Consider the following 255-nt stretch of genomic DNA (forward strand, 5'->3'; position numbering starts at 1 on the left):
GGGCCCATCTGCTGGGGAGCAGCAGAATCAATCGACAAAGGACGTTCGCTATGAACAAGAGTTACGCGCTGGTCTGGAACGCTACCCAGGGGTGCTGGCAGGTCGCCAGCGAACTGACACGCCGCCGAGGCAAGGCGGGACGCGGCCGCGTGCTGATGACGGCAGGCGCCTCGCTGATCGGGCTCGCCTTCGCCGGACTGGCCCATGCCCTGCCGACGGGCGGAGCGGTAGTCGACGGCAAGGGCACGATCCAGG

Annotated in this window: 1 protein-coding gene; it reads left to right on the top strand. The window is 67.5% G+C overall.

Annotation, left to right across the window (positions count from 1 at the left end; translation table 11 throughout):
* Window positions 1-50 precede the first annotated feature (50 nt).
* On the top strand, window positions 51-255 hold a 205-nt coding region (locus AC6LJ9_RS30825), incomplete at its 3' end, for an ESPR domain-containing protein (RefSeq protein WP_498147635.1).

The sequence above is a fragment of the Achromobacter sp. 1011811831 genome, from assembly GCF_059760905.1.